Here is a 20347-nt window from a genome sequence, read left to right on the forward strand (position 1 = left end):
GGCCTCCGCCCGCAATCACTTCCCGACCAACATGGCCTCGACAAATTGCATGGCATCGAACGAAGGCCCTTTAACCTTTGACCTGTAGCCTTTTACCTTCGACCGTCAACGCGAGTGGAGGCGATTCATCGCCTTCTCCACGTCGCCCTCCAGCAGCTGAGGCAGCGCGTCGCACGCCTCGTCGATGGCGGCGAGGATGGCGTGACGATCGTCGCCCGAGGGCCGCCCCAGCACGTAGTCGTGAACCTGGTCGCGGTGTCCGGGGTGACCGATGCCGAGACGGATGCGCGGAAACACCTTGCCGAGACGGGCGATGGTATCGCGCAGGCCGTTGTGGCCACCGTGACCGCCGTCGCGCTTGAAGCGAACGGTGCCGGGAGGAAGATCCAGCTCGTCGTGGGCGACCAGGACCGATTCGGCGGGGAGCTTGTAGAAGTGGGCCACGGCGTGGATCGCCTGACCGCTGCGATTCATGAAGGTGCCGGGCTTGAGCAGCCGCACCTCGTGACCGGCGATCCGCACGCTGCACAGTTCGCCGTGAAACCGCGATTCCGCCTTGAGGTGGCCGCCATAGCGGCGAGCCAGTTCGTCCACCAGCCAGAAGCCGGCATTGTGGCGGGTCTCTTCGTAGGAACGGCCGGGGTTACCCAGGCCGACGATGAGCGAGATGGCACCCATGATCGATGCGAAACGGATAGTGAGGGAGGAGGGCGGGCTCCCCGGAAAAGGCGCCAACCGCCCCTTCCGGGAAGAGGGTCATCAACCCTCGGCGCCCTCCTCGCCCTCACCTTCGCCCTCGGCCGCGGCGCCACGACCCTTCTGGATCGAGACCACCGGCAGGTCGTGATCCTCGCCGTGGCTCAGCTCCACCAGCTCGACGCCCTCGGGCAGCTTGAGGTTGGAGAGGTGGATCGACTCACCGAGACCGAGGTCGGTCAGATCGACCTCGATGAACTCGGGCAGGTCCTTGGCCTGGCAGGCCACCTCCACCTCGACCAGATTGTGACGTACCTGGCCACCGCCCTGCTTGACGCCAACGGCGATCTCCTCGTTGGTGAAGTGCAGCGGCACGTGCATCTTGATGGTGTCGCCGTCGCCCACCCGCTGGAAGTCCATGTGCAGGATATCGATCTTGAAGGGGTGGCGCTGGACGTCGCGCAGCACCGCCTTCTCCGCCTTGCCGTCGACCACCACCTTGAGGATGTGGGAGTAGAAGGCCTCGTGGTCGAGGTGCTGGATCATCTCGTTCTGCAACACCGAGATGGGCCGCGGCTCACCACTGCCGCCGTAGATGATGGCGGGCACCTTGCCCTGACGACGCAGGCGGCGGCTCGCACCCTTCCCCATGTCGTTGCGGGACTCGGCATTCACGTCGAAGCTGATTGCCATGTTCAATTTCTCCAAGTAGTTCAAGATAAAAACGCCGCCCCCGCGACCAGGGGCGGCGTGGTTCCCGGCAGCCCCGCCTTGCGGGGATGCCGAAAATTGCGTGGCGATCAATCCATGTACATGGAGCTGACCGACTCTTCCTGGTTGATCCGGCGCATGGTCTCACCGAGCATTTCGGCGACGCTGGCGACGCGGATCTTCGGACAAGCGGCGGCGGCCGGCTGCAACGGGATGGTGTCGCTCACCACCAGCTCGTCGAGCTGGGAGTTCTCGATGTTGCTGATCGCCTTGCCCGAGAGCACCGGATGGGTACAGTAGGCCACCACCATCCGCGCCCCCCGTGCCTTCAGTGCATCCGCCGCGTGGCACAGGGTACCGGCGGTATCCACCAGATCGTCCACCAGCACGCAGGTGCGGTCCTCCACCTCGCCGATGATGTGCATCACCTCGGCGACGTTGGCCCGCGGCCGGCGCTTGTCGATGATCGCCAGATCGGCATCGTCGAGCCGCTTGGCGATGGCCCGGGCACGTACCACGCCGCCGACGTCGGGGGAGACCACCACCAGGTTGGGATAGGTCTGCCGCCAGATGTCGCCGAGCAGGATCGGCGAGGCGTAGACGTTGTCCACCGGCATGCTGAAAAACCCCTGGATCTGGTCCGCATGGAGATCCACGGTGAGCACCCGATTGACGCCGGAGACGGCGATCATGTCGGCCACCAGCCGCGCGGTGATCGGCACGCGGGCCGACCGGGGACGGCGATCCTGGCGGGCGTAGCCGTAGTAGGGGATCACCGTGGTGATGCGATAGGCGGAGGCGCGCCGCATGGCGTCGACCATCACCAGCAGCTCCATCAGATTATCGTTGGTCGGCGCGCAGGTGGGCTGGACGATGAAGACATCCTTGCCGCGCACGCTGTCGACGATCTCGACGAACACCTCGCCATCGCTGAAGCGTTCGATGTGGGCCTTGCCCAGGGGCATCCCCAGGTGGTTGGCGATTTTCTGCGCGAGCTCCGGATTGGCGGAGCCCGAAAAGATCATCATCCTGCCGTCGGACACGGTAGTACCCACCCTCGTCATGACCACCTTCTCTCTAGGCCGAAAAAACGGCCGCCCCTCCAAAGGGAGGGGCGGCGCGGAATTTGGCTGGGGTGCCAGGATTCGAACCTGGGAATGCTGATACCAAAAACCAGTGCCTTACCGCTTGGCGACACCCCAAAATCTGTGCAGATCGACGCTACCCCGTCATCCGGCGGTGCAACAGCGACTCATTCCTCCCCCGGGCGACGAAGCCGCGCCAGCGGGACGGCAACTCGGCCAGCGCCCCGCGGGCCGCCGCCTCGTCGGCCATGGCGACGAAGCAGCACGCCCCGGTACCGGTCAGCCGCGCCGCGCCGAAACGCCCCAACCAGCGGAGGAGTTCATCCACCGGCGGGTAGCGAAGGCGCACCAGCGGCTCGCAATCGTTGCGACCGGCTCCCGAAAGGAAGTCGGCTATTGTGATATGGGGCGAATTTCGTGTCAATTGCGGATCGCCGAACACCGCCCCGGTGGCGACCGTCACCTCCGGCATCGCCACCAGAAACCACGGCTCCGGCAGGGTCACCGGGGTTAGGCGCTCCCCCACCCCCTCCCCCCAGGCGGCCCGACCGCGGACGAACACCGGCACGTCGGCCCCCAGCGACAACCCCAGCCGGGCCAGCTCATCCTCCGTCCGGCCGAGTTCCCAGAGGTGGTTCAGGGCCACCAACACGGTGGCCGCGTCCGAACTGCCGCCCCCCAACCCGCCGCCCATGGGGAGGCGCTTCTCCACCCGGATGGTCACCCCGCGAGCCTCCCCGCACGCTTCCCGCAACCGATGGGCGGCACGCACCGTCAGATCCTCCTCCTCGGCCACCCCCGGCAGCGGCACGGCGAGACGTACCGCGCCGTCGTCGCGAGGGGTGAAACGGAGGGTGTCGCCGTAATCGAGGAACTGGAAGACGGTCTGCAACAGGTGGTAGCCGTCGTCGCGCCGGCCGACCACGTGGAGGAACAGGTTGAGCTTGGCCGGCGCCGGCCAATCGAGGTCGAAGGAGGGGCGGGTCATGGGGGATTCGGTGCAATCGGGTGGCATCAGGGGCACGATGATGAGCGCGGCTATTACGCAGGTCAAAGGCGAAAGGTTAAAGGGCCTTCGTTCGACTCCACCCGATCTTCGATGCCGCATTACCCGGAAAACAAGCTACATGGCGCCGATTCGGCACGGCCGCTCTTCCCTTTTACCTTTCGCCTTTGACCTGAATCCGGAGAACCCTACGCCCCGATCAACCCATCCCGAATCGGACCATGGCGGAAGCACTCAAGAGGCCGGCAACTGCCACCGGTCGATCACCAGCCGCACCTTGAGCCCCGCGCTCTCCATGAAGACCTTCTCCGGCAACGCCAGCCCATCCACCTCGCCCCAGCGGCGGAACTCGATCTTCCAGCCCTCCTGGTCGAGACGATCGGGGTGGCCGTCCTCGCCGTAATGGAGATCGCCCGCCGTCGCCGGGTCGGGCAGCCCGCGCACCCAGTAGCGCAGACCGGTAACCGGGATCCGCCAGCCGAGGTGGCGCTCCAGCAGGCTCTCCGGATCGGCGGCCATCACCGCCCCGCCGTCGTACTCCATCATCACCGAACCGGGCAGCCCGCGCAGCACGACGCCCCCCTGGCCGAGGGGTGCGGTCAGCTGGATCCGGTAGCGCTCCCCCTGATCCTTCCCCTGCTGCTCCCAGTGCAGCGAGGCGTGCCAGCTCTCCGCCTCCCGCAGCACCGCGACACGGCCGTCCACCACCCAGCGCTCGACCGCCTGGCGGGCCTGCTGGCGGGCCACGCGCTGCGCCCCGCCCTCCTCGCCCCCCCGCGGCGGCGGTGCGGCACAACCCGCCACCAGAAGCAGCGCCAGCAACGGAACGGCGGCGAGCCGCCTCACCGGATCAAACGCTCCATGGTCTCACGCAACACCGGGTGGTCGGGATCGGCCGCCTTCGCCTTCGCCTCCGCCCACACCGCCCGCGCCTCGTCGCGACGCCCCATGACCCACAGCACCTCCCCCAGATGGGCGGCGATCTCCGGGTCGTGCGCCTTGTCGAAGGCGCGCTGGAGGAAGCCGCGCGCCTCCTCCAGCCGACCGAGGCGGTAGCGCACCCAGCCGGCACTGTCGAGGACCGCCGGGTCGTCCGGATCCAGCTCCAGGGCGCGGTCGATCAGCTTCAGCGCCTCCGCATGGCGATCGGTGCGGTCGGCAAGGGTGTAGCCGAGGGCGTTGAGGGCCTGGGCATGATCGGGTTTGCGCTCGAGGATCGACCGCAGGTCGCGCTCCAGGACGTCGATCCGCCCCGCCTTCTCCGCGGCCAGCGCGCGGCTGTAGAGCAGGTCGTCGTCACCGGGGTGACGCGCCACCGCCTCGTCGTAGATGGCCAGCGCCGCCGGGTAGTCGCCCGCCTCGCGCAGCAACTCCCCTTCCAGCTGGTAGAGCTGGATCGACAGCTGGGGATTGGCGCCGCGCAACTGGGCGAGCTCCGCCCGCGCCTCGGCCATCCGGCCGAGCCCGGCCAGCAGATGGACCCGCCGCACCAGGGCACTGAGTCCGTACTCCCCCCCCTCCACCGCCCCGTAGTGGGTCACCGCCTCCTCCGGCCGCTCCTCGCGCTCGGCGATCACCCCGAGGTAGTAGTGGGCCTCGTCGAGGCGCTTGCCGAGGGCGATCAGCCGTTCCAGATAGCCGCGGGCCGGCTCCAGCCGCTCCTGGTCGAGCGCGAGCAGGGCAAGGGCGAAGAGCGCGTCGTCGTCCTTCGGCTCGATCCGCAGCGCCTCCTCGAACTGGGCGGCGGCCTCGTCGAGGTGGCGCAGCTGGACCAGCATCCGCGCATAGGCCATCCGCGTGAGATGGTCATCGGGCTGGTCTGCGATCGCCGCCCGCATATCGGCCAGCGCCGGCTCCGGACGCTCCAGGGCGATCAGGATGCGAGCCCGCAACAGACGGGCGTCGCGCCAGTCGCTGCGCAACCGCAGGGCGTTCTCCGCCTGCTCGAGGGCCGATTCGTATTGCCCCGCCTCCAACGCCATGCGGGCGTAGGCCAGGGCGACGTCGGGATCGTCGGGGTGGCGCCCGGCCAGCGCCCCGAAGACCGGCAACGCCTGCGCCCGGTCCTCCTCGCCGGCCAGGGCATGGAGCATCGCACGCAGCGCCTTCTCGCGATCCCCCACCAGCTCGATGTAGCGCTCGAAGGCGGCCACCGCCGCCTCCACCTCACCGCCGCGGGCCAGCAGCACGCCGAGGCTCTGGTGCGCCTCTGCGTCGTCCGGTGCCAGCGCCACCCAGCGGCGCACCGCCTTCAGCGCCGCCGCCGGATCGTGGGAGAAGAGCGCGATCCGCGCCGCCCGGCGAGCCACCCGGGGCGAATCGGAGATCTCGGCCGCCCGCAGATAGGCGGCGGTGGCCACCCCGAACTCGTGGCGCTGGCCGGCGATCTCGCCGAGCAACACCCCGTAGACCAGTTCCGGGGTCAATTCCGCCGCGGCGGGCGCCTCCCCCTCGGGGGCCGCCGATGCCGCGGGGGCGGCCGGCTCCGGCGCCGGGTTCTCGGCGGTGGACGACACCGGTGCGGTGGAGCAACCGGCCAGCAGGAGGGCGAAGAGCAGAGGGCTTGACTTCATGGCGATCCGGATCGGGAACTCTGTACGGTTGGGGGCGGGCACCCGTCAGCCGGGAGCCTGTCGGACAATGGGGAATCGAGCTGCGAAAACAGGGGCCGACATCCCGCTTTCGCGGCCGAATCGTCATAAATCCGACAGGCTCCCAAGGGAGCGAACGGAGGCGGTCGGTGCCGCCGCGCGACCACCCGGCGCGGCCGTGGCGATTGCGGGAAATTCTTACTATACCCCATTTTACCCACCCTCGCCGTGCCCCGACGGGTTGTATTCGCCGCCGTCATAAAGCAAAATTTTCCACCCATTATCAGACAGCTGCGTAGACCCATGCCCCTGCTCGCCGTCGGCATCAACCACAAGACCGCGCCGGTCAACGTGCGCGAACGGGTCGCCTTCTCCCCCGACCGGCTGCCCGACGCGCTGCGCCAGCTGGTGGCCCTACCGGCGATCGAGGAGGCGGCGATCCTCTCCACCTGCAACCGCACCGAGGTCTACTGCGAGGTCAGTGAGGAGGGCAAGGCGCAGGTCACCGAGTGGCTGCGCACCTACCACCAGTTGCCGCGCGAGGACTTCATCCCCTACCTCTACGTCCACCCCGACCGCGATGCGGTACGTCACATCCTGCGGGTCGCCTCCGGGCTCGACTCGCTGGTCCTCGGCGAGCCGCAGATCCTCGGCCAGATCAAGGACGCCTACCAGAAGGCGGGCTCCGCCGGCACCATGGGCGGGCTGCTCGGGCGGCTTTTCCAGCACACCTTCTCGGTGGCCAAGAAGGTGCGCACCGACACCGCCATCGGCGCCAGCGCGGTCTCCGTCGCCTTCGCCTCGGTGAGCCTGGCGCGCCAGATCTTCGGCGACCTCGCCAGCCAGAAGGCGCTGCTGGTGGGCGCCGGCGAGACCATCGAACTGGTCGCCCGCCACCTCTTCGAGAACGGTATCGGCAACATCATCATCGCCAACCGCACCGCCGAGCGGGCCCATACCCTGGCCCAGCAGTTCGACGGCTTCGCCATCGCCCTGCAGGAGATTCCCGCCCACCTGGCCGACGCCGACATCGTCATCTCCTCCACCGCAGCGCCCCTGCCGATCCTCGGCAAGGGGATGGTCGAGCGGGCGCTGCGCGAGCGCAAGCACCGGCCGATGTTCATGGTCGACATCGCGGTGCCACGCGACATCGAACCCGAAGTCGCCGAACTGGAGGACATCTACCTCTACACCGTCGACGACCTCCAGGAGGTGATCGACGAGGGGCGGCGCTCCCGCGAGGAGGCGGCCAAACAGGCCGAGGAGATCATCGACACCCAGGTGGAGCACTTCATGGAGTGGCTCACCTCACTGCAGTCGGTGGCCACCATCCGCGCCTTCCGCGACAACGCCGAGCGCACCGCCGAGGAGGTGCTGCACCAGGCGCGGCGCCAGCTGATGGCCGGCAAGGAACCCTTCGAAGTGCTTCAGTGGTACGCTCACACCCTCAACAACAAGCTGCTCCACGAGCCGACGGTGCGGCTGCGCCAGGCCGCCGTCGAGGGGCGCCAGGAGATCCTCGCCGCCGCCAGCGAGCTCTTCCAACTGGAAAACGGCTAAGGCCGTTTTCCAGTCATGTCGCTCCGCGAACGCTTGGCCGTGCCACCACCTTCCAGCGCTCCAACCGATGGAAATTCGGAACCGTCGTAGGATGGGCAAAGCGCAGCGTGCCCATCGGAACGGAGCTGCCATATTTCAAACTTCCTGCCTGCGTTTGACTGTTCCACCCACTCTTTGACGCCGTTCCGGCGGATGGTTCCGTAAGTTTATGAAAGCATCGATTCACGATCGTCTGGAGAGTCTCACCGAGCGCTTCGAGGAGGTGGGGGTGCTGCTCGGCGAGCCCGACGTCATTGCCAACCAGAACCGCTTCCGCGACCTCTCCAAGGAGTACGCCGAGCTCACCCCGATTGCGAAGGCGTTCAACGGCTACCGCGAGGCCGAGGTGGCGATCGGGGAGGCCGAGGAGATGCTCAAGGACCCGGAGATGAGGGAGCTGGCCGCCGAGGAGCTGGATGCGGCGAAAGAACGGGCAGAGGCGCTGGAGCGCGAACTCCAGGTACTGATGCTGCCCAAGGACCCCCACGACGACAGCAACCTGTTCCTCGAGATCCGCGCCGGCACCGGCGGCGACGAGGCGGCGCTCTTTTCCGGCGACCTGTTTCGCATGTACTCGCGCTACGCCGAGCGGATGCGCTGGCAGGTGGAGGTGATCAGCGAGAGCCCCGGCGAGCACGGCGGCTACAAGGAGATCATCGCCCGCCTGGTCGGCCAGGGGGCCTACTCCAAGCTGAAGTTCGAATCCGGCGCCCACCGCGTCCAGCGGGTCCCCGAGACCGAATCCCAGGGGCGCATCCACACCTCCGCCTGCACCGTCGCGGTGCTCCCCGAGGTGGAGTCGGTGGAGGCGATCGAGATCAATCCCGCCGATCTGCGGGTCGACACCTACCGCGCGAGCGGCGCCGGCGGCCAGCACGTCAACAAGACCGACTCGGCGATCCGCCTCACCCACCTGCCCAGCGGCATCGTCGTCGAGTGCCAGGAGGAGCGCTCCCAGCACAAGAACCGCGCCAAGGCGATGTCCCTGCTGCAGGCGCGGCTGCTCTCCGCCGAACAGGAGAAGCAGGCCACCGCCACCGCGCAGAACCGCAAGCTCCAGGTAGGCTCCGGCGACCGTTCCGAGCGCATCCGCACCTACAACTACCCGCAGGGCCGGGTCACCGACCACCGCATCAACCTCACCCTCTACAAGCTCGACGAGGTGCTCCAGGGCGGCCTCGACCAAGTGGTCGGCCCGCTGCTCCAGGAGCATCAGGCGGAGCTGCTGGCGGAATTGGGGGGCTGACGCTCCAGCTACGGAAGCGACGGAACATAGCGCGCCGCCACGGGGAGAGGAAAGGAGCGGCCACCCCGTGTACAGTCCGCACAAAAAAAGCCGACTCCCGCGTTGTACGAAAGTCGGCCAGCCGCCCGATCGAAACCCTCACTCCACGACGGTCAAATTGAGGGTCTCGCCGCTGAACACCACCTCCCTGGAACTCCGTACCTGATACCCCAGGGTGAAGCAGGCCCGGCCCGCATAGCCGATTCTCGTTCGCTGCAACACCGGCAGCTCCACCGCCTGCCGGGTAAGCGTCACCCCCTCCCGGACAAACGCCAGATCGGAGAGGTAGCCGGTCCACTCGACCATCGCCCGAAGCGCCATGCGATTGCGGGCCAAACCGTCATCGAAGCCGAGCGGGACATACCAGTCCCACGCATCGGTCGATTCGCCCTCCGGTATACGCACCACCATGTAGTACGCCCCCCGCCCCGACGCGCAGCTCTCCGCATAACTCTCCCCGGGGACCACGCGCTCTGCGCCGACCCAATAGGCGATCGCGAACAGATCCGCCACCTCACCGACGTCTGCCGCCCGCGGAGTAACCGAACCACTGAGCGTGATCTCCCCGCTGGCCCGCGGAATGCCGTCCTGAGCCAAGGCCCCCACGCCCTCCCCCAGCGCCACAGCCCCACGGAAAACCGGCTCCTCACCGCTGGAAGGGACCGAAGGCGAATCTCCGCTGGCCGGGTTCCAGGCCAGTCCACCGCTTCCCAGGGAGAGCAATCCGTCCGCCGGCGCCTCGCTCTCCGTCTCATCCGAAGCGGACACCACGATCGGTGAAAGAACCGCTTGATCACTCCCCCCTCGACCGTCGTCCACGGTCAGGGTCACGGAGTAGCTCCCCTGCGCATCGAAAACGAACTGCGCCTCCTCGCCCTCTGCCGTGGCGCCGTTGCTTGCGACCCAACGATAGGACAATGGGTCTCCATCTGGGTCGGACGAGCCAGATGCAGTTAGAGAAACAGTGAACGGCGCAACCCCCTCTACCGAGGACTCCACAAGAACCATTGCGGCCGGATCATGATTTTCCACGACATCGCTTTCCGCGCCCACATTTTCATTTTGACCCAACACATCATCTATCGCGGATGCCGATACAATGCGCGAAAAGACGAGCAACAAGAAGATCGCAAAAACAATCCCTCTCAATCTGTCATTCATCTCACCCCCCGCTCGACATGATACAAGACAAGACTTCAACCTAGGCACAAAATCCACCATGGCACCCTCACAGCCAATCACTGAGGCAGGAACGGAACACCAATCGACTGTCCCTGATTGTAGAAAAACACAATCCCAGGAGGAAACCCAGGACGCTCCGGAAGCAAGCCGTTATAAGACCAAAGCGCACTCACACTCCCCCAACCCGTAACAGACGCGCCAATCTGTTCATTTATATCAACACACTCCGCCCCCTTAGCTTCAACATCAACAGTTAAACTATGAGTTACAACCCTATCGTCAATATCCGAGTATTTCAAATACACAGAATACTGCCGTCCAAAATCCTCCGGATTACAAAAACACATTTCTGACTTAAAGCCATTACCGGTCTGAAAGTGCGGGATCACCCAATTGGTTTTCCAGGACGCACTGTCGGTCACAGCCGGAAGAGCAAACAGGGAGCTTCCAGCCAAGCCCAGCCCCATCACCGCAATACTTCCAGCAGCACTTGTTCGAACATCAATCCATCCACTATCAGCAACGGTCTGCGTCTCGCTTCCATCTGGAATGTATGTAATCTCCCCCCCAACACCCAACTCTCTTTCTGCATCATCCCCATCGTTCCTCCAGATAACCTGCCCATCTCCTCGATATATCTTCATGTCAAATGTTATGGACTGATCAGACACATTTCTTACCAAAAAACCACTCCTTACCTTTTCGTTATTTTTATAAAATGGAATTACAAATCTATACTCCCCGAATGCCTCAGTCCCATACACGAACATCACACACACAGCCAACATTTTAACTAACAACCTTACCATCTACCCGCTCTCCAAGTTGATATAAACAATTTATCGAACACAACCCCTCCACCCCATATATAGCGGACCGTTGACATACGCGCCCAACCACATCATCGAAGATCAATAAAACCCAACATTACTGCCTTGGCCACCAACTCCCCTCGACGACTAACGTTCATTTTTCTTTTTGCATTGAAAATATGTGTGTTTACGGTATCCAACGAAATGTGCAATCTGCGCGCGATATCCGAGGATGACGCGCCCCCCGCTATCAACCTCACGCATTCCGTCTCCCTCGCCGTCAATGAAGGCGACTCCCCGACTCCATCGGTCATACCGACCCTCTCCTCTCACTCAGCCAATTGGACACCCCAAGGCTATCGCCGGAACTCCCCATTCGACATCGCCAGAAATGGTGAAATTCCGACACCACCCCGCTCTTTCCGAGCCGCTCGGAACGAATTCTTCGTCCACGATGGACCCGTTGCCGTCGAGTATCGGAAATCCGCCAACGACCGGCACTGGTCGATAGGGACCATTGACATTCGAAATTCACAGAACCGAAGGGGACACCGCGCATAGATGCCCGAAAAGGTGCACCCCGAGACCACGGGAACGGCGACACCGTCGGAAGGAAGAGGATGAGAACGATTGGACGGGGCCGGAGCGGCTACGCGTCGGCCCGAATGAAGCAGGGGGATCGAGAAGAGCACCCGGCCGAAGATGACGGGTGTTGAGCGACGGTTACGGTAGCCAGGTCTGGTTTTCGAAAAGCCCCAGACGATGGGCCCTACATACCGCCTCGGAGAGGGTGGATGCGGAGAGTTTTTCCTTGCAACTCTTGAGCTGCTTCTTGACGGTTCCCGGAGAACTCCCGCGAATTGCCGCAACCTGTTTGGCGATCTTCCCTGCCGCCGTCCAGTAGAGGCAATCCCTCTCACTTGACGAGATCGACTTCAACACTTGCGCATTTTCGACCCGAACCAACGCTTCGCCGACCTCGGCGAGGCCCAGCGCGATCGAGCCGGCAGCCCGCGAGACGTGAGCCGAGCGGGAATAGGCCCGCCGCTTGTCGACGCCCATGGCCAAGGTGACGTCCCCGCCACAGGTGAGGCGGGCGATCAAGGTCACCCCGGCACGCACGCCGTGCGCATCGATGGTTTCATGAACCCTTCGATAGGACGCAGCCCCCCGGACTCGATCGAGGTAATCCCAACCGACCGGCTCCCGGGTCTCCAGGCATCGCCGGTAGACCAGATCATCCCGATAGAACGCCTCGGCGGCATAGCGCTCCATCAAGCGGCTCGGCCAATTCGCGTGCCCGACGAATCGCGGCGGGCTTCCCGGTTCGCTGAACCGCACCCCCACCCCGTAGAATTCGAAGCCCAGCGCATCACGGCACCGATCCACTACGGAATAGACTTCGTCGGCGTTTCCGGCCTCGCGCAATGCCGCGATCCACTCACGCTGCCTTTCGATCATCCGCATCTCGATTTCCCCATGACGGCCATGCCGCCCCGGAGGGACCCCTTCAAGCCCCCCGAGGCCGGGAACCGACGAACTCGACCAACGGCTCGGCAGGCCAATCCCATCACCCCCCTTCCGAATCCTCAGGGGTAGCCACGGTCGTCCAATCCACCGCCGGACCTCCCACCGTCGAATCGGCCTCACACCAACCCTGGGAAACGTTGGGGCAATCACCCGGCAACACGTTGTCCTGCGCCAACTCGAACGTGCCGGTCGCACCGTTGACGCTGTAGCTGTACTCCCCCGCGGGCAACCCGTAGACCGGCAGGGAGAGGGTGGTGGTAAAGGGAACGACCGCCATGGTGCAGGCCACGCTCGGGTCCGTCCTGGTGCCCTGATTGATCGCCACGCTGAAGTGGTTGCCGTCACGCCGCTGGCTGACTCGGCCTAGATAGTCGCAACCGCTGGGGAAGACCCCGGCCACCTGCAGCAGCACGTGGGCGGGAAAGGCGTCGGTCACCTGCGACGACAGCTGGGAGATCGGCGCCAGATGGACCCCCTCGCCAACTTCGTCATAGGAGAGGAGCTGCCACTCCGCCCCCGCCACATGACGAAAAACGACGTTCTGGTACCGCGCCACCTGCTGCTCCGTATCGACCGCCGCAATCGACAAGCGGTCCCCCTCAAGCACATCCTCAGCCGATACGGTGCGGGAGACCATCAACAGCACCACACCGAACAGACACCCGAGTAACGGCCCTCTCACGACTTCACCCTCCTCGACTCTCCAAGGCTCCACCCCAAAAACCCATTCGAGGTCATGCTCCCGAAAACGGACAGAAGACGAACCACGATCCGGCACGATTTCAAGGACACGGATTCCTTCCGCGTCCCGGCATGGAACCGCGCTCAAACGATCCGCCGGCTCGCAACGTCGTCGGGATAGCGGCGCTTCTCGATCCGATAGTAGGCCTCGAGCAGATCGGCTTCGAGCCCGATACTCTCGCGGATCTCGCCGACGGGCAGGTCCATGTACTGGCCGTAATCGATCTTCGACAGGGATTCACAGTCCGAGACGAAACCCAGCCGCACCGCATCGCGGAAGACGTGGATCTCCTCGTCGGAGAACTTGTAGGGGCCGGGGTAGAGATATTTCGCGGCCAGCGCGAACAGCTTCTCCTCGGTGGTCGTCACCCGGTTGGTGCTGCCCATGGTGAAGCCGATGACGAACGCCTCGTCCTTGGGCAGCATCCCGCGCCCCAGCAGCACATGGATGCAATCGTGGGTATCGAGATCGACCGCGCCGTTGAACAGATCGATCCCGGGAATATCGAACTTCGGATTCTCCACCAGTTGGATGATCAGCGGGATATCACCCTGCCCCGCCCTCAGGTGAGCCGAGCCGTCGAGGGCCTGGCGCAGGGTCTGCGAGCGCGCGCCGAGCGGCACGATCCAGTCACGCCAGCCGATCGTCTTCTCTTCCGTCGGATTCATATCGACTCCTTACCGTTCGACTCCTCGTCCGTCAGCGTCTGGAACGAACTGGGATGGGTGAGATTGAACGCCCGCGCATGCTGGAGGTATTCGGGGTTGAACCCCGCCTGGCGCACCTGGCGGATCAGTTCGCCGAACTCCGCCGAGTGCTTGACCGTGGTACTGGTCATGCGGCGCGGCAGGGCGTGGTCGGCGACGATCTTGGCGCCGCGACCGACGTCGGGACCGCTACCCCGGTCGTCGCGGTAATACTGGGAGAGCACCAACAGGCGGGTCCCCAGAAAGGCCGCCTCCTCCAGGTCGTGGGTGATGAAGAAGACGGTCATCCGCTGCTCCTCCCACAGCTCGATCAGGAAGAGTTGCAGGTCCTCGCGGGTATCCGGGTCGAGGGCGCCGAACGGCTCGTCCATCAGCAGCAGCTTCGGCTTCATGATCAGCGACTGGGCAATGGCGGCGCGCTGCTGCATGCCGCCGGAGAGTTCGTGCGGGTATTTGCGCGCGTGCTCCTCCAGGCGGACCCGCTTCAGGTAGCTCAGCGCCTCCTCCTCGATCGCCTTTCTGCTCATCCGCCCGGCATCGGCACGGCCGCCGAGGCGCAGCCCCAGGGTGACGTTGTCCAGCACGCTCAGATGGGGGAAGAGGGAGTAGCGCTGGTAGACGATCCCGCGCCGCGGGTCCGGCACGCCGACCGGCCTGCCCTCGAGCAGCACCCGCCCCTCGCTCTGCCGCTCCTCGCCGAGCAGGATGCGCAGCAGCGTCGACTTGCCGCAGCCGCTCGGGCCGACCAGGGTACACAGTTCCCCCTCGTCCACCGCCAGATCGATGTTGTCGAGCACCACCTTGTCGCCGTAGCGCTGGTAGACGTCCTCGATCAGCAGGTAGCTCTCCCCCCGGCTCATGACGCCGCCCCGCCGCGGTGCCAGGGGAAGAAGCGCCGCTCCGCTTGGCGCAGCAGCCAGTCGAAGGTGAAACCGAGGAAGGTGATCCACAGCACGTAGGGCAGGATCACATCCATCGCCAGGTAGCGGCGCACCAGGAAGATGCGGTAGCCGAGCCCCTCGTTGGCGGCGATCGCCTCGGCGGCGATGAGAAACAGCCAGGCGGCGCCCAGCGAGAGGCGCACCGCGGTGAGCAGGCGCGGCATCACCTGCGGCAGCACGATGCGGTAGGTGACCTCCAGCTGGGAGGCGCCGAGGGTCAGCGCCTTGGTGATCTGCTCCTTCGGGATGGCGCGCACCGCGAGGCGGATGTCGCGACTGATCAGCGGAAAGATACCGATGAAGATGAGCATGATCTTGGCCAGCTCGTCGATGCCGAAGCTGATGAAGAGAATCGGCAGAATGGCCAGCGGCGGGACCATCGAGAAGAAGGTGACGAAGGGGTTGAAGCCGCGATCCATGCCGGGGAAGACCCCCATGTTGAGGCCGAGCAGCAACCCCGCCAGCGCCGCCAGCGAGAGGCCGATCGACAGCCGCGTGAGGCTGGCGAGGGTGTCGCTGGCCATCAGGTATTTGCCGCTGCGCCGGTCCGGTTCGAAGGCCATGCGCTGCACCGCCTGGGCCATCTGGCCGATGCCGGGCAGCAGCTTGTCGCGGGGATTGTCCCGGTGGCGGATCTCCGAGGCGCCGAGGTAGACCCCCAACACGAGGACGAAGGGAAGCGCGGCGAGCAGCCACTTCAGCCAGCCCGCCGGGCGGGCGTGAATGCCGAACAGTCTGCCCATCAGTCGACGATCTCCAAGGGGAAATCGCCCATGGTCTCCTCGGCGTTCTCGATCTTGCGGATCTGATCCTCGGCCACCTTCGACAGCTTGTCCATTTCGAGGATGTTGGCCGCCATCTCCGGCAGCGCCTTCTGGCGATAGGCGCTGATATCCTCCACCGCCTGGGTGATGTCGGCGAAGGCCTGCTTCAGCACCTCCACCTTGATCTGCGAACTGGAGGCCTGTTTCTGGATCTGCGTGCCCTGGGTCTTGAGCCGCTCGGCGGTGGAGGCGATGAGGTTCTCGGTGGTGGTGTTGATCGCCTCCACCTTCTCCAACACGATCCGCTGGTTGGCCAGCGCCATGGCCAGCGTCGCCCCCACCTGCAGCGCGCTGACCGTGGTGTTCAGCGCGCGGTTGACGCCGCGGATCAGCTCCTTGTTGTTGCGCACGATCATCTCGGTGGTGAGATAGCCCTGCTGGTTGACCAGCAACTGCTGCTGCAGGTCCTGGGTACGCTGACGCAGCGGGAACAGCACCTCTTCGGCGATGAACCGGTGGCGCGGGTCGTCCTGCAGGATCTCGTTGTCGAGCCGCGCCTGGAGCTGGGCGTCGATCAACTGGGCCAACTGGACGGTGCGCTCCAACTTGTGGGTCAGCTGGCGCATCGCCTGCTGATCGGCGCTCAGGGTGATGTTGTCGCGCTTGAGCTGCTCGCGCCCCCCCTCCAGGGAGTTGATGATCGCATCGATGCTGGTGGAGGCGCTCTCGAAGCGGGAGAAGTAGCGCTTGACCGGGGTGCCCACGCCGGGGATGTAACCGAGCAGGCGGGTCGCCCAGCCCGCCTCCAGGTTGACCCGGGCCGGGTCGAGATCCTCCACCTGCATCTTCAGGTCGATCAGCGAGCGGGCCACCTCGCCCCCCTCGTCGCTGTCCTTCATCATCTTCGACAGCGGCTGCTTGAGCATCGCGCTACGCCGCGCCGCCTCCTTCTGCAGGTTCATGCCGAGGGTCTCCACCGCCGCCTTCGCCCGCTCCTGGCCGGCGCCGTCGTTGAGGTCGGTGGCGACGATCCGCGCCACCACGTCCTCCGCCTGGGCGGCGAGCTTGGCGTCGGCGATCTCCCCCGCGCCATGGGCGGCGAACGGATCGGCGAGGTCCAGTTCCGTCCGCAGCTTCTCCTTGTCCGCGAAAACCAGCTTGTTTTCCTGATCGCTCATGCTCTCTCCTCCGCGGCGCTGACGCGCAAACGCAAAAATGGTACCGCCCGACGAAACGCCGGCGCGACAGTCCGGCACCCCGGCCGTAGGTCGGCGCTACTGCGCCGACGCGAACGGAGGCACCGCCGTTTCAACTTTCCCGCTACACCTCCCGAACGTGATGTGCCGTTCGGGAAGATCATCTCGGCCACAGACCCGCTGCCCTCGTTCGTGTCGGCGCGGTAGCGCCGACCTACGCTCGCCGGGATCACGTCTTCACCTCGTAGTCTGCACTGCGCCGCGCCAGCTCCTCCAGCTCCAGCATCGCCTGTTCCATATCCATCGAGGCGCGACGATCACCCAGGTTGAGGGTGGCAATCGAGGCGGCCACCTCGTCCAGCTTGGTCATCGCGCTCTCATTCTGGGAGAGCAACGTGACGACCTGGGCGCGCTGCCGCTCGAGCAGCGCCCGGCGCCGGGAGAGCGCCTCCATCTCCTGCCGCTCGCTCTCGTCGATGCGACCGTCGGCGGCGAGCCGTTCCGCGCGCGCCTCGATGCGCGAGGCGTCGATCGCGTTCAGTCCGCGGCGGATGTTGGTGACGGTGTTGAGGTTGTCGAGCGCCCCCAGATAGAGCTGTTCGGCCATGCCCAGGTAGCGGCCGAAGGTCAGCTCGGCGGGATTGAGCTTGCGCCGCAGCAGCGCCTCGAAGGTCTCGTACTTGTGGGTCAGGCGCTGCAACTGATCGAGGCCGTCGCGCTCGCCCACCTCCTCCAGCTCCTCGCGCAGGGAGGCGAGCGACGCCTGCGCCCGGCTCGCCAGCAACGCATGCAGTTCGCGGATATGGCGGGCGGCGTGGTGATCGCGGCGTAGCGTGTTGTCGAGCAGCCAGGCGCCGATGCCGATGCCACCACCCACCAGCGCGGGCAGCAGCGAGGTGCCCAGCAGCAGCGCCGACAGCCCGCCGAGCAGCCCCAGGGCGAGGGGGTAGAGCACGTAGGGCTTCTGGGCAGTGGCGGTGGCGACGTGACGGCCGATGGCACGGCGGGAGAAGTCCGGTAAGGAGCGACGCTTCTCCGCCTTCTCCTCGTACGCCCCCACCATTACCGGCCTCCGCTCATCAGCGAGATCTCCACCCGCGGCAGGCGGTAGGAGTAGGCGCGGCTCGACTCTCCCGGCAGCTTCGGCAGCGGCTTCGACGAACCGTAGCCCAGCGCGCGCAGCCGGTCGGGATCGATGTGGTAGGTCGCCATCAGGTAGCCGGTGACCGCCTCCGCGCGGGCGAGGGAGAGCTTGAGGTTCTGCTGCGCATCGCCAGCCACGCCGGTGTGCCCCTCCACCAGGATGCGGAAGCTCGGGTAGCGGCGCAGCCGCTCGACGATGCGGTCGACGGTCCGCTTGCCCTCGAGATCGAGCAGGCCGGTGCCGCGGCGGAAGCTGATCGGCTCCACCTTCAGCGTGCCGACCCGGCGCATCCGCCCCCACGCCTCGTCGGAGAGCGGGGGAAAATCGCCGGTCAGCGAGTTCTCGCGGGTGACGGCGGTGCCGTTGGGGTAGGCCCGCTGATAGAGCTGCTCGATGAACTGCTTGCCGGTCAGGCGGTAGGGGTCGTCGCCCGGCACCGGCGAGCTGTCGAAATCGCCGTTGTCCACCAGCACCCGCGCCGCCGCCTGGATCGCCTCGATCAGGCCGTCGCTGCCGATCGCCTGCTGTTGTAGGACGTCGAACCAGAGGGAGCCGTTCTCCGCCAGGCCGGCCCACGCCACGCCCCCCAGCATGGGCAGGATCTGCGCCTCGTCGAGGTCGGTCTCCTCGCGGATGTCCCGGATCAGCGAGGCGCGGCTGGCGGTGTAGCCGTCGAGGGTCGCGTACCACGCGTCGAGCAGCGCGCCGACCGCATCGGGATCGCGGGAGACCTGACGGCGGCTGGCGATCAGGATGTCGACGATGAGCTTGTCGGTGTCCTCGGTGCCGACCAGCTTGACCATCCCGTCACCGGCCAACGCCCGGGAGACGTCGGGCTCCCACAACACGGCGGCGTCCACCTTGCCCGCCAACAGCTTCTTCAGCGCCGCGGAGGAGCCGTCGCTGGGGGATCGCCAAGCGTCATTCCCCTTGCCGTAGAGGCCGAGGTCGAAGTGGGCGTTGATCGCCTTCAGCAGGTGTTCGCTGGGCGAGGCCGGGGTGAAGGCGATCTTCACCCCCTCGCGCTTGGCCAGTGCGTTGAGATCGGCGACGCGCTCGCGCCGGGCGACGATCGCGTCCCCCCCCTTGGACTCGTCGATGACGGCGACGATCACCCCGGGATAGGCGCGCTTGCTGCCGTTCAACAGCCAGGAGTCCACCGTGGCGACGGCGAAGTCCAGCTCGCCCTCGGCCAGCTTGTCGAAACGCTCCGCGTAGTTCGCCGCGTCGTCGACGCACTGCAGGGTATAGCCATGGCTGCGCAGATTACGCCGCATCTCGGGCGAGCAGAGGGGGAAGTAGCCGATCCAGTTGTCGACGCCGATGCGCAACACGCCGCGGGTGGCAGAGGCGTCGGAGGTGGCGCGTTGCTGCGACTCGTTCCAGTAGGGCAGCAGCAGGCGCAGCCCGCCGATGACCACGCCGCCGACGATCAGCAGGCCGAGAAAGATCTTGAGGTGCTTGTTCACGCGCGTCCCGCCGTCACCCGGCGCATCCTTCAGAAACTGGAGACGGTGAAGGCCGGCGCCTCGGCCAGCACGTCCCGCAACCCCTGGCGCAGCCCGCGCACGTCGTCCGCCGCCTGATAGGCGAGGTAGCGGGGCTGATTGAGCACATGGTCCTTGCCGATGCAGAAGCCGATGGTGTGCACGTTGACCGGCGACTCGGTGAGCACCCGGGTGATCACCGCGTCGGGATACTCCCCCTTGGTGGCCGCGCCGTCGGTGATCACCACCAAGTGGTACTCGCCGTAACCGAGCTGCGCCACCGCCTGCCGGCGCAATGCCTCATAGCCGCGGGTGATGGCCGTCGCCAGCGGCGTCGCGCCGTCGGCCCGCATGCGCGAGGCGAGGCCGCGGATCTCCTCGGTGGTGTGTCGGCCGAGGGGCAGGCGCTCGGTGAAGCGCCCGCCGTCGAAGGACATCACGCCGAGGTTGGCCGCGGGCGGCAGCCCTACGGAGAAGGTGGCCAGCGCGTCGATGGCGGCGCTCAGCTTCGACGGGTAGCCGTCGGCGCACCGGTCCTCCTTCATGCTGCCGGAGTCGTCGAGGATGACGTAGTAGTTCTTCGCCAGTTGACCGCGCAGGTTCATCGCCGCGGCATCGCTCATGTTCGGCCAGTCGTCGCGCGCGCCGTTGCGCCCATAGGTCATCAACTCGGGGCGCAACAGCTGCGCGCCGTCCCGCGGCACCGGCGGGACGGTCGGCTGCCCGCCGTTTTGCTCACCGAGGAAGTGGAACAGGGCGGCCCCCAGCACCAGCACGACGAGGATCCAGTTTCCCTTCTTCTTTCCTGACATGGTATCGACCTGCTGCGGTTGTCGGATCAGTTGCCGGATCAGTGGTTCGGATCAGTG

Annotated in this window: 20 protein-coding genes and 1 tRNA gene; 2 read left to right on the forward strand and 19 right to left on the reverse strand. The window is 65.8% G+C overall.

The features are described 5' to 3' along the window. Nucleotides 1-105: 105 nt before the first annotated feature. The 7 genes from pth to ACYQ2W_RS12045 form a co-directional block, all read right to left on the reverse strand. The gene (pth, locus tag ACYQ2W_RS12015) at nt 106-678 is read right to left on the reverse strand and encodes an aminoacyl-tRNA hydrolase (RefSeq protein WP_459867038.1); all 573 of its coding nucleotides are present in this window, start codon (nt 676-678) and stop codon (nt 106-108) included. An 81-nt stretch (nt 679-759) separates the two neighbouring features. Further along, nucleotides 760-1389, reverse strand: coding sequence for a 50S ribosomal protein L25/general stress protein Ctc (locus tag ACYQ2W_RS12020; RefSeq protein WP_459867041.1), 630 nt, complete (start codon nt 1387-1389; stop codon nt 760-762). 107 nt (nt 1390-1496) lie between these two features. Further along, nucleotides 1497-2435 (reverse strand): ribose-phosphate diphosphokinase, encoded by a 939-nt coding sequence (locus tag ACYQ2W_RS12025; protein WP_459867044.1) that lies wholly within the window; start codon nt 2433-2435, stop codon nt 1497-1499. 99 nt (nt 2436-2534) lie between these two features. Continuing rightward, nucleotides 2535-2609: transfer RNA gene (locus ACYQ2W_RS12030), tRNA-Gln, on the reverse strand. A gap of 19 nt (nt 2610-2628) precedes the next feature. Then, nucleotides 2629-3480 (reverse strand): 4-(cytidine 5'-diphospho)-2-C-methyl-D-erythritol kinase, encoded by an 852-nt coding sequence (gene ispE, locus ACYQ2W_RS12035; RefSeq protein WP_459867047.1) that lies wholly within the window; start codon nt 3478-3480, stop codon nt 2629-2631. Nucleotides 3481-3732: 252 nt separating this feature from the next. Beyond that, nucleotides 3733-4344: a lipoprotein insertase outer membrane protein LolB gene (gene lolB, locus ACYQ2W_RS12040; RefSeq protein WP_459867050.1), complete on the reverse strand. Its 612-nt coding sequence runs from the start codon at nt 4342-4344 to the stop codon at nt 3733-3735. Continuing rightward, nucleotides 4341-6071 carry a tetratricopeptide repeat protein gene (locus ACYQ2W_RS12045; RefSeq protein ID WP_459867053.1) on the reverse strand — a complete coding sequence of 577 codons (1731 nt, stop codon included), beginning with the start codon at nt 6069-6071 and terminating at the stop codon, nt 4341-4343. Before ACYQ2W_RS12045 ends, lolB begins: the two co-directional genes overlap by 4 nt. 321 nt (nt 6072-6392) lie before the next feature. Between ACYQ2W_RS12045 and hemA the strand changes: the two genes are divergently transcribed. Beyond that, nucleotides 6393-7649, forward strand: a complete 1257-nt coding sequence (gene hemA / locus ACYQ2W_RS12050) for a glutamyl-tRNA reductase (RefSeq protein ID WP_459867056.1) — start codon at nt 6393-6395, stop codon at nt 7647-7649. 208 nt (nt 7650-7857) lie between these two features. Continuing rightward, nucleotides 7858-8934 carry a peptide chain release factor 1 gene (gene prfA, locus ACYQ2W_RS12055; protein ID WP_459867059.1) on the forward strand — a complete coding sequence of 359 codons (1077 nt, stop codon included), beginning with the start codon at nt 7858-7860 and terminating at the stop codon, nt 8932-8934. A 138-nt stretch (nt 8935-9072) separates the two neighbouring features. Here the strand turns inward: prfA and ACYQ2W_RS12060 are convergent, their stop codons facing one another. The 12 genes from ACYQ2W_RS12060 to ACYQ2W_RS12115 all read right to left on the reverse strand — a co-directional run bounded on the left by ACYQ2W_RS12060 (nt 9073) and on the right by ACYQ2W_RS12115 (nt 20290). Further along, nucleotides 9073-10134 carry a PKD domain-containing protein gene (locus tag ACYQ2W_RS12060; protein WP_459867062.1) on the reverse strand — a complete coding sequence of 354 codons (1062 nt, stop codon included), beginning with the start codon at nt 10132-10134 and terminating at the stop codon, nt 9073-9075. Nucleotides 10135-10211: 77 nt separating this feature from the next. Continuing rightward, nucleotides 10212-10964: a hypothetical protein gene (locus tag ACYQ2W_RS12065; RefSeq protein WP_459867065.1), complete on the reverse strand. Its 753-nt coding sequence runs from the start codon at nt 10962-10964 to the stop codon at nt 10212-10214. Between the two features lie 92 nt (nt 10965-11056). Continuing rightward, nucleotides 11057-11281, reverse strand: a complete 225-nt coding sequence (locus ACYQ2W_RS12070) for a response regulator transcription factor (protein ID WP_459867068.1) — start codon at nt 11279-11281, stop codon at nt 11057-11059. 409 nt (nt 11282-11690) lie between these two features. Further along, complete coding sequence (locus ACYQ2W_RS12075; protein WP_459867071.1) at nt 11691-12434, reverse strand: helix-turn-helix transcriptional regulator; 744 nt, start codon at nt 12432-12434, stop codon at nt 11691-11693. A gap of 103 nt (nt 12435-12537) precedes the next feature. Then, nucleotides 12538-13179, reverse strand: a complete 642-nt coding sequence (locus ACYQ2W_RS12080) for a hypothetical protein (RefSeq protein ID WP_459867074.1) — start codon at nt 13177-13179, stop codon at nt 12538-12540. Between the two features lie 143 nt (nt 13180-13322). Next, the gene (locus ACYQ2W_RS12085; protein WP_459867077.1) at nt 13323-13907 is read right to left on the reverse strand and encodes a hypothetical protein; all 585 of its coding nucleotides are present in this window, start codon (nt 13905-13907) and stop codon (nt 13323-13325) included. Next, nucleotides 13904-14806: an ABC transporter ATP-binding protein gene (locus ACYQ2W_RS12090; protein ID WP_459867080.1), complete on the reverse strand. Its 903-nt coding sequence runs from the start codon at nt 14804-14806 to the stop codon at nt 13904-13906. The genes ACYQ2W_RS12085 and ACYQ2W_RS12090 overlap by 4 nt, the downstream gene beginning before the upstream one ends. After that, nucleotides 14803-15630, reverse strand: a complete 828-nt coding sequence (locus ACYQ2W_RS12095) for an ABC transporter permease (protein ID WP_459867083.1) — start codon at nt 15628-15630, stop codon at nt 14803-14805. Before ACYQ2W_RS12095 ends, ACYQ2W_RS12090 begins: the two co-directional genes overlap by 4 nt. Further along, on the reverse strand, nt 15630-16829 hold the full coding sequence (locus tag ACYQ2W_RS12100) for a toxic anion resistance protein (protein WP_459867086.1): 1200 nt from the start codon (nt 16827-16829) through the stop codon (nt 15630-15632). The genes ACYQ2W_RS12095 and ACYQ2W_RS12100 overlap by 1 nt, the downstream gene beginning before the upstream one ends. A gap of 247 nt (nt 16830-17076) precedes the next feature. Beyond that, on the reverse strand, nt 17077-17910 hold the full coding sequence (locus ACYQ2W_RS12105; protein ID WP_459867089.1) for a coiled-coil domain-containing protein: 834 nt from the start codon (nt 17908-17910) through the stop codon (nt 17077-17079). Next, nucleotides 17910-19460: an OmpA family protein gene (locus tag ACYQ2W_RS12110; protein ID WP_459867091.1), complete on the reverse strand. Its 1551-nt coding sequence runs from the start codon at nt 19458-19460 to the stop codon at nt 17910-17912. The genes ACYQ2W_RS12105 and ACYQ2W_RS12110 overlap by 1 nt, the downstream gene beginning before the upstream one ends. Before the next feature lie 29 nt (nt 19461-19489). After that, nucleotides 19490-20290, reverse strand: a complete 801-nt coding sequence (locus tag ACYQ2W_RS12115; protein WP_459867094.1) for a vWA domain-containing protein — start codon at nt 20288-20290, stop codon at nt 19490-19492. Nucleotides 20291-20347 lie beyond the last annotated feature (57 nt).

It is taken from the genome of Endothiovibrio diazotrophicus, from assembly GCF_054657215.1.

Excerpts from the sequence above, each read along its gene's own strand:
- pth (WP_459867038.1), bottom strand. The coding sequence starts at position 678 with ATGGGTGCCATCTCGCTCATCGTCGGCCTGGGTAACCCCGGCCGTTCC.
- ACYQ2W_RS12020 (WP_459867041.1), bottom strand. The coding sequence starts at position 1,389 with ATGGCAATCAGCTTCGACGTGAATGCCGAGTCCCGCAACGACATGGGG.
- ACYQ2W_RS12025 (WP_459867044.1), bottom strand. The coding sequence starts at position 2,435 with ATGATGATCTTTTCGGGCTCCGCCAATCCGGAGCTCGCGCAGAAAATC.
- ispE (WP_459867047.1), bottom strand. The coding sequence starts at position 3,480 with ATGACCCGCCCCTCCTTCGACCTCGATTGGCCGGCGCCGGCCAAGCTC.
- ACYQ2W_RS12045 (WP_459867053.1), bottom strand. The coding sequence starts at position 6,071 with ATGAAGTCAAGCCCTCTGCTCTTCGCCCTCCTGCTGGCCGGTTGCTCC.
- hemA (WP_459867056.1), top strand. The coding sequence starts at position 6,393 with ATGCCCCTGCTCGCCGTCGGCATCAACCACAAGACCGCGCCGGTCAAC.
- prfA (WP_459867059.1), top strand. The coding sequence starts at position 7,858 with ATGAAAGCATCGATTCACGATCGTCTGGAGAGTCTCACCGAGCGCTTC.
- ACYQ2W_RS12060 (WP_459867062.1), bottom strand. The coding sequence starts at position 10,134 with ATGAATGACAGATTGAGAGGGATTGTTTTTGCGATCTTCTTGTTGCTC.
- ACYQ2W_RS12065 (WP_459867065.1), bottom strand. The coding sequence starts at position 10,964 with ATGGTAAGGTTGTTAGTTAAAATGTTGGCTGTGTGTGTGATGTTCGTG.
- ACYQ2W_RS12070 (WP_459867068.1), bottom strand. The coding sequence starts at position 11,281 with ATGACCGATGGAGTCGGGGAGTCGCCTTCATTGACGGCGAGGGAGACG.
- ACYQ2W_RS12075 (WP_459867071.1), bottom strand. The coding sequence starts at position 12,434 with ATGCGGATGATCGAAAGGCAGCGTGAGTGGATCGCGGCATTGCGCGAG.
- ACYQ2W_RS12085 (WP_459867077.1), bottom strand. The coding sequence starts at position 13,907 with ATGAATCCGACGGAAGAGAAGACGATCGGCTGGCGTGACTGGATCGTG.
- ACYQ2W_RS12090 (WP_459867080.1), bottom strand. The coding sequence starts at position 14,806 with ATGAGCCGGGGGGAGAGCTACCTGCTGATCGAGGACGTCTACCAGCGC.
- ACYQ2W_RS12095 (WP_459867083.1), bottom strand. The coding sequence starts at position 15,630 with ATGGGCAGACTGTTCGGCATTCACGCCCGCCCGGCGGGCTGGCTGAAG.
- ACYQ2W_RS12100 (WP_459867086.1), bottom strand. The coding sequence starts at position 16,829 with ATGAGCGATCAGGAAAACAAGCTGGTTTTCGCGGACAAGGAGAAGCTG.
- ACYQ2W_RS12105 (WP_459867089.1), bottom strand. The coding sequence starts at position 17,910 with ATGGTGGGGGCGTACGAGGAGAAGGCGGAGAAGCGTCGCTCCTTACCG.
- ACYQ2W_RS12115 (WP_459867094.1), bottom strand. The coding sequence starts at position 20,290 with ATGTCAGGAAAGAAGAAGGGAAACTGGATCCTCGTCGTGCTGGTGCTG.